This window comes from Salipiger sp. HF18, from assembly GCF_011806505.1.
Taxonomy (GTDB): domain Bacteria; phylum Pseudomonadota; class Alphaproteobacteria; order Rhodobacterales; family Rhodobacteraceae; genus Salipiger; species Salipiger thiooxidans.
The window spans coordinates 1-6780 of the sequence record NZ_JAATOS010000211.1 but is presented as its reverse complement, the minus strand read 5'-3'; the positions used below and the strand labels follow the sequence as shown (position 1 = coordinate 6780).

General features: G+C 68.5%; 6 protein-coding genes and 3 pseudogenes. 3 read left to right on the top strand and 6 right to left on the bottom strand.

Going from position 1 to position 6780, the window contains the following annotated elements:
- The 3 genes and pseudogenes from HC022_RS16135 to HC022_RS16125 form a co-directional block, all read left to right on the top strand.
- Positions 1–815, top strand: a pseudogene (locus tag HC022_RS16135) (cytochrome ubiquinol oxidase subunit I); the annotation flags it as partial.
- Positions 816–953: 138 nt separating this feature from the next.
- Positions 954–1970, top strand: coding sequence for a cytochrome d ubiquinol oxidase subunit II (gene cydB / locus HC022_RS16130; RefSeq protein ID WP_167453115.1), 1017 nt, complete (start codon positions 954–956; stop codon positions 1968–1970).
- Position 1971: 1 nt separating this feature from the next.
- Positions 1972–2076 carry a DUF2474 family protein gene (locus tag HC022_RS16125; RefSeq protein WP_167453114.1) on the top strand — a complete coding sequence of 35 codons (105 nt, stop codon included), beginning with the start codon at positions 1972–1974 and terminating at the stop codon, positions 2074–2076.
- Between the two features lie 64 nt (positions 2077–2140).
- On the opposite strand, the gene HC022_RS16120 is transcribed toward HC022_RS16125, so the two are convergent.
- From HC022_RS16120 to HC022_RS16095, 6 genes and pseudogenes are all read right to left on the bottom strand, one after another.
- Entirely contained in the window at positions 2141–2713 is a 573-nt protein-coding gene (locus HC022_RS16120) for a CvpA family protein (protein WP_167453113.1), read from the bottom strand.
- Between the two features lie 34 nt (positions 2714–2747).
- A pseudogene (gene radA, locus HC022_RS16115) lies at positions 2748–4041 on the bottom strand (DNA repair protein RadA).
- Between the two features lie 186 nt (positions 4042–4227).
- Positions 4228–5106 (bottom strand): DNA repair protein, encoded by an 879-nt coding sequence (locus HC022_RS16110; protein ID WP_167453112.1) that lies wholly within the window; start codon positions 5104–5106, stop codon positions 4228–4230.
- A gap of 154 nt (positions 5107–5260) precedes the next feature.
- Positions 5261–5695 carry a paraquat-inducible protein A gene (locus tag HC022_RS16105; RefSeq protein WP_167453111.1) on the bottom strand — a complete coding sequence of 145 codons (435 nt, stop codon included), beginning with the start codon at positions 5693–5695 and terminating at the stop codon, positions 5261–5263.
- Between the two features lie 49 nt (positions 5696–5744).
- Positions 5745–6128, bottom strand: a complete 384-nt coding sequence (locus tag HC022_RS16100) for a hypothetical protein (protein WP_167453110.1) — start codon at positions 6126–6128, stop codon at positions 5745–5747.
- 71 nt (positions 6129–6199) lie between these two features.
- Positions 6200–6780 (bottom strand): annotated as a pseudogene (locus tag HC022_RS16095) (ABC transporter ATP-binding protein); the annotation flags it as partial.

The following is a 6780-nucleotide window of genomic DNA, read 5'->3' as shown; positions in this document are numbered from 1 at the left end:
CGGGGCAGTTTATCCCCGAGGACTGGTGGGCGATCGTCTTCACCCCGTCCTTTCCCTATCGCCTCGCGCACACGCTGACCGCAGCCTACCTGACCACGGCCTTCATCGTGGGCGGCACCGGGGCGTGGCACCTGCTGCGCGGGCACGGGCACAACCCGGGGGTCCGCACCATGTTCTCGATGGCGATGTGGATGATCGTCGTCACCGCGCCCCTGCAGGTCATGGTGGGCCACGAGCACGGGCTCAACACGCTGGAGCATCAGCCGGTGAAGATCGCCGCCATGGAGGGTCATTTCGAGAGCCACCCGGACGGCGCGCCCCTGATCCTGTTAGGTCTGCCGGACCAGGCGGCGGGAGAGATGCGCTACGAGATCTCGATCCCGCACCTGAGCTCGGTGATCTTCGGGCTCGGCTGGAACGGCGCGATGGAGGGGCTCGACGTGGTTCCCGACGCGGAGGAGCCGCCGGTCGCGGTGATCTTCTGGTCGTTCCGCGTCATGGTCGGGCTCGGCTTCCTGATGGTGGGCGCGGGGCTCTGGGGGCTCTGGGCGCGCTGGCGCGGAGCGCTCTACGCAACGCCCATGCTCTGGCGGGCGATGGTGGCGATGGGGCCGTCGGGGCTGGTCGCGGTGATCGCGGGCTGGATCACCACCGAGGTCGGACGGCAGCCCTACGTGGTCTACGGCCAGCTCCGCACCGCCGACGCCGTGTCGCCGTTGGGGGCGAGCGCGGTCGGCTGGTCGCTGATCGCCTTCGTGGTGATCTACTTCACCGTCTTCGGCGCCGGCGTGGTCTACCTGCTGCGGCTGATGACCAAACCGCCCGAGCTGAACGAGCGCGAGGGGCCGGACGAGGGGCGCCTCATCAGATGGTCGAGGACGGGCAGGCCAAAGACGGGCAGGCCGAGACCGGGCGGGGCGACGCCCGTCCGGCGGAATAGGAGGGCAGACACCATGGCAATCGATCTCACCCTCGCATGGGCGCTGCTGCTCGCCTTCGCGGTCTTCACCTACGTGGTGCTCGACGGCTTCGACCTCGGGCTCGGCATCCTCTACCCATTCTTCCCGAAAAAGCAGGACCGCGACCTGATGATGAACTCGGTCGCTCCGGTCTGGGACGGCAACGAGACCTGGCTGGTGCTGGGCGGCGGCGGGCTCTTCGCGGCCTTCCCGCTGGCCTATGCGATCATCCTGCCCGCGACCTATCCGCTGATCATCGCCATGTTGCTTGCGCTGATCTTCCGCGGCGTGGCCTTCGAGTTCCGCTGGCGCGCGGGCAGGCCGTTCTCGGCCTGGGTCTGGGACGGCGCCTTCATCGGAGGCTCGACGCTGGCGGCGCTCTGCCAGGGCATGATCCTCGGCACGCTGTTGCAGGGGATCGAGGTCGAAGGCCGCGCCTACGCGGGCGGCTGGTGGGACTGGCTCACGCCCTTCACCCTGCTCTGCGGCGTGTCGGTGGTGGCGGGCTACGCGCTGCTCGGCGCCTGCTGGCTCAACATCAAGACCGAGGGCGGGATCCAGGCCCGTGCCCGTGTCGCCGCCCGGGTGGCGGGGCTGGCCACAGTCGCGGGCATCGTCGGCGTGAGCGCCGCGACCCCCTTCCTCGAGACCGCCTATTTCGAGCGCTGGCTGGCCTGGCCGGGGATCCTCGAGGTCGCCATCGTGCCGGTGCTGGTGGCAGCGCTGACCCTGTGGCTGGCGCGGGCGCTGACCTCCGGCAAGGGGCCCGACTGGTTGCCGATGCTGCTGGCGCTGGGGCTCTTCCTGCTCTGCTTCGCGGGGCTGGGCGTGTCGATGTGGCCCTACGTGATCCCGCCCGCCGTGACGTTGCAGGACGCGGCGGCGCCGGAATCCTCGCAGATGTTCATGTTCGTTGGGGCGGTGGTGCTGGTGCCGATCATCCTGGCCTACACCGCCTACGCCTACTGGGTGTTCCGCGGGAAGCTCGATCCTGACGAGGGCTACCACTGAGATGCGCCGCGGGATTCAGAAGCTGGGATGGTTCGCGCTGCTCTACCTTGGCGGAGTCGCCGCCGTCGGCACGGTGGCCTGGCTGATCCGGCTGATGCTGCTCTAGGCCGCAAAGCAGAACGCGCGACCCGAGGGGCCGCGCGTTCCTGTCAATCCGTGCGAAGACGCGATCAGGCGTCGTTCGGCGTCGGTGCCTGGCAGACCGCGACGAGCTGTTCGTACTGCCTGGTGATCCAGCCGAGCGCCGCTTCGGGCTTCTGCTCTTCGATGCGGTCGGTGAACTGTGCGAACACCGCGGCCGAGCGCGAATCCTCGATCATCGGAATGTCCTGCGCGGTGATCACCGTCTCGTAGACGAAGAAGGCGATTGCCACGAGCAGCACGCCGCGCGCCACGCCGAAGAGGAAGCCGAGCCCCTGGTCGAGCCCGCCGAGCGCCGAGCGCTGCACGATGCTCGAGAACACCGGGGTGAAGAGCGACACGATCACCAGCGCCAGAGCCAGCACCGCGGCGAAGGCGGCGATGAGCGAAAGTTCGCAGCTGTCGGTCAGGAATTCGCCGATCACCGGCACCTCCTGCACCAGCGGCTGTACCTGTGGCGCAAAGATGTAGGCGAGGATGGCCGCGACGACCCAGCCCGCGATGGCCAGTGACTCTCGCACGATGCCGCGCGAGTAGGCCAGCAGCGCCGAGAGCACGATGACGACGGCGACCACGCCGTCTACTATAGTGAAACCTTCCATCCGTTCCCGTCCTTTGTCGACCTCTCGCCCGCGTTCAGCCGGCGCCGAAGACCTCGCCAACCACGGTGGCGAGATCGGGCATCTCGGTCAGTTTCATGCCCTTCGATTTCGCCTTTCCGCCGCGGGGCAGAATTGCGGTGGAGAAACCAAGTTTTTGCGCCTCTTTCAACCGGTTTTCGGTCTGGCCCACCGGACGCAGCGCGCCGGAGAGGCTGATTTCGCCGAAAACCACCGTCTCGGGGGGCACTGCCACGTCCTCGCGCGCCGACAGGAGCGCCGCCGCGACCGCGAGATCGGCGGCCGGTTCGCTCACCTTCATGCCGCCGGCGACGTTGAGATAGACGTCGAGCCCGCCGAAGGGGATGCCGCAGCGCGCCTCGAGCACCGCGAGGATCATCGCGAGCCGCCCTCCGTCCCAGCCGACCACCGTGCGGCGCGGCTGCGCCTGCGGCGTGGGGGCGACCAGCGCCTGGAACTCGACCAGCACCGGGCGGGTGCCCTCGATGCCTGCGAAGACCACCGAGCCGGGCGCCGGGGTGCCGCGCTCGGACAGGAACAGCGCCGAGGGGTTGCCGACCTCGGCGAGCCCGGCGCCGGTCATCTCGAAGACGCCGATCTCGTCGGCGGGGCCGAAGCGGTTCTTGACGCTGCGCAGGATGCGGAACTGGTGGCCGCGCTCGCCCTCGAAATAGAGCACCGTGTCGACCATGTGCTCGACCACGCGGGGGCCGGCGATCTGGCCGTCCTTGGTGACGTGGCCCACCATGATGACGCTGGTGTTGCGGCTCTTGGCAAAGGTGGTGAGCTCATGCGCCGCGGCGCGGACCTGCGCCACCGAGCCCGGGGCCGAGGCCACGTTGTCGGCCCACATGGTCTGGATCGAGTCCACGATGGCGAGCGCCGGGCGCTCCTGCTCGAGCGTGGTGACAATGTCGCGGAGGTTGGTCTCGGCGGCGAGCTGCACCGGCGCCTGCGCGAGATCGAGCCGCTGCGCCCGCATCCGCACCTGCGCGCTGGCTTCCTCGCCGCTGGCGTAGATCGCCGCCCACCAGGATGGCCGAGCCCGGCACCAGCCCGCCGCCCAGCACCCGGTCGAGCTCGCCGATGCCGCAGGCGGTGCGCGGCGGCGGGGCTTCGGGGTGCGACAGGTCGGTGAGCCGCGCGGCGCGGCCCTTGGCGTTGCCGAGGCTCTTGCCGGTGGGGCCGGTGGACAGCGGGGTCTCTTCGACGATGGTGTTCCATTCGCCGCAGGCCTCGCAGCGCCCCGACCACTTGGAGGTGCTGTTGCCACAGGCCTGACAGACGAAGGTGGATGCGGTGCGCGCCATGAGGGCCTTTTGCCCCGGCCCGGAGACGGACGCAAGCGCCGTACCGACCTCGGAGGTTGGGGATGGGAGGATGGGGCGGGAGCGCCTCCGGCGGGAGTTTATCTGGCAAGATGAAGGAGACAGGTCCCTCATCCTGCTGACGTTATTCCGTTTGGCGGCTCCTGAGAGGCAGAGGGTGCCGGTGGCTCACTCGGCGGCGCGGCGGCTCACCATGGCGACGATGCGCTGATCCTCGATCCCGGCGCCGGCGTGAGCGGGGCCGCCGACCCAGCCGGAGCCATGCGCGTGGTTGCGCAACACCAGCGGGGTGGAAACGTCCTGTGCTTCGGCATGTGCATGGGCCGGGGCGGGGTCGGGCGCGAGCGTGAGTTCGGGCAGGATGGTTTCCAGCACTTCGCAGAGCCGGGCAAGCTGAGACTCGGCCACGTCCTCTTCCAGCGACAGCCGGGTGTGCCAGCTGTGCATCTCGTTGGCGACGCGCTTGGCCTCCTCGAGCCGGATGTTGAAGTCTTCGACCTCCTGCTGCCGGGCGATGAGGAAATCGCGGGCGCGGGCGACATTGCGGTCGGAATAGACCTGCGCCAGCTCCTGCGAGACATGGCTCATCTGTGCCGCCACCTCGAGCACCGACGGTTCGAGATCGCCGAGATCGGGGTGGTCGCGCAGGAAGGCGATGCGCTCGCGCACGGAGTCGAATTCGGAGGGCATGGTGAAGACGCCTTCGCGGTCGGCGCGGTGGGCGGCGGAATAGGCGCGCGCCACGTCGCGCATGCCCATGTGGAAGCGGCGGTGCGAGGTCTCGAGTGCCATCATCCGGGAGTTCGCGGGGAGGAAGAACATCAGGCAGAAGGCGAGGGCGGTGATGCCGAGCTGCACCGCCATGCCGGCTTCGATCGGGGCGGTGTCGCCGAATTGCAGCGGCATCACCAGCCATGGAACCACACCAAGCGCCGCGGCCACCGCATAGGCCGAGAGCCCGAGCCCGAGCGTGAGCACCATCAGGAAGGCGATGCGTTGCATGAGGTATTGCACGAGCTGACCGGTGGCGCGCAGAGACGTATTCATCGTAAAACTCCCGGCAAAATCGAGTTAATTGAATACACAACGGCAATAATACGCCGAAGGTTGCGCTTTCACCTAGATTTTTTTGAATGCGGGTCGCGAGGTCCCGAATCCCTGCGGTGCCGCCCGGCGTGAGTCGCCTGTGGAGACAGGGCGATCATTGCTTTCGCCGTGATTCCATGGAGGAAATCAGGATCGACCCGAGGACGCAGGCGGTGAAGAGATAGAGCCCCCATGCGGTCTCGATCCGGCCGACGCCGATTCCCTTCGCGAGCGTTATGTAAAGTGCGATGAGAAAGATGTCCGCCATGGCGAGCTTTCCGAGGATCTCGAGCGCGGGCAGGACGCGGCGGTCGAGCAGGCCGAATTGCAGCAGCGCCAGCCCCAGCGTCTTGAGCCACGGCGCGAAGATCGCGAAGATCGTGACCACCATGGCAAGGAAGATGTCGCTGCCCCAGAGCGCCTGCAGCCCGCTCAGCACGCTGATCTCGGAGAGGCCGAAAAGCGGCAGCAGCCCGGCGCGCATCAGCGGCGCGGTCCAGGCGACCGGGTAGAGCACGAGGAGTGCGAGGTTCAGGGCTTTCAGCATCATGGCGAGAGTTGTGCCCGTCTTCGGCACGGAACGCGAGCGGCCAGCGCGCTCAGAGCAACACGCTGGCGAGCCATAGCCCCACGAGGACCCAGAGCGCGACGATATGGGCGATGTCGATGCCGCGGTGGCGCGAGCCCGGCACGTAGGCGCTGAGCGCGAGCAGCACCGAGGGCAGCAGAAGCGACAGCATGCCGCTGCCCATGGCCATGAAACGTGCGCCGGCGGCGTAGACCGGGCCGTGGTCGAGCCCCGCCATCGGGGCCAGCAGGATCGCCGCGCCCACCGAGGCGAGGAACAGCGCGCCGAGGGCGGCAAGCCGGGACGGCCCGGTGGCGCGGATCACCCGGGCCAGCGCCAGCGCGGCGACAAGCTCGAGGAACACGAAGCGCTTGAAGATCAGGAAGGCGAGCAGGACCGGGGTGGGTTCGAACATCACTCTCTCGTCTGTCTACGTCGGTTTGCGTGCGTGGCGTCCGCGGTGTGTGAGCGGCGGGCGGCCGTCGGCTACCTGACCGCCGCGATCGGCCCCTCGGCACGGCCGTGGATGAACTGTTGCAGGAACGGATCCGCGGCGCTGTCCATCTCCGAGACCGGCCCGGTCCACTTGATCACCCCGTCATGCAGCATGGCGACGTGGTCGGCAATGAGGACATGTCGTGGGTGATGGTCATCGCGGTGGCGCCCATCTCGGTGACGATCTCGCGGATCAGATCGTTGATGACGCCGGCCATGATCGGGTCGAGCCCGGTGGTGGGCTCGTCGAAGAAGATGATCTCGGGATCTGCGGCAATGGCGCGGGCGAGACCGACGCGCTTCTGCATGCCGCCCGAGAGCTCTGCGGGGAAGGCATCGGCCACGTCGGGCGTCAGCCCCACGCGGCGGAGCTTCTCGATGGCGATCTCGCGGGCCTCACGCCGGGGCCGCTTGAGCGCGCCGCGCAGCAAGCGGAAGGCGACGTTCTGCCAGACAGGCAGGCTGTCGAAGAGCGCGCCGCCCTGGAACAGCATGCCGAACCGCGCGAGGAAGGCGTCGCGGTCGCCCTCGTGCATGTCGCGCCCGTCGACGCGGATGGTGCCCGCGTCGGG

Bases quoted from the DNA above. Each gene is read 5' to 3' on its own strand.
- cydB (WP_167453115.1), top strand. From the start codon at position 954: ATGGCAATCGATCTCACCCTCGCATGGGCGCTGCTGCTCGCCTTCGCG.
- HC022_RS16125 (WP_167453114.1), top strand. From the start codon at position 1,972: ATGCGCCGCGGGATTCAGAAGCTGGGATGGTTCGCGCTGCTCTACCTT.
- HC022_RS16120 (WP_167453113.1), bottom strand. From the start codon at position 2,713: ATGGAAGGTTTCACTATAGTAGACGGCGTGGTCGCCGTCGTCATCGTG.
- HC022_RS16110 (WP_167453112.1), bottom strand. From the start codon at position 5,106: ATGAATACGTCTCTGCGCGCCACCGGTCAGCTCGTGCAATACCTCATG.
- HC022_RS16105 (WP_167453111.1), bottom strand. From the start codon at position 5,695: ATGATGCTGAAAGCCCTGAACCTCGCACTCCTCGTGCTCTACCCGGTC.
- HC022_RS16100 (WP_167453110.1), bottom strand. From the start codon at position 6,128: ATGTTCGAACCCACCCCGGTCCTGCTCGCCTTCCTGATCTTCAAGCGC.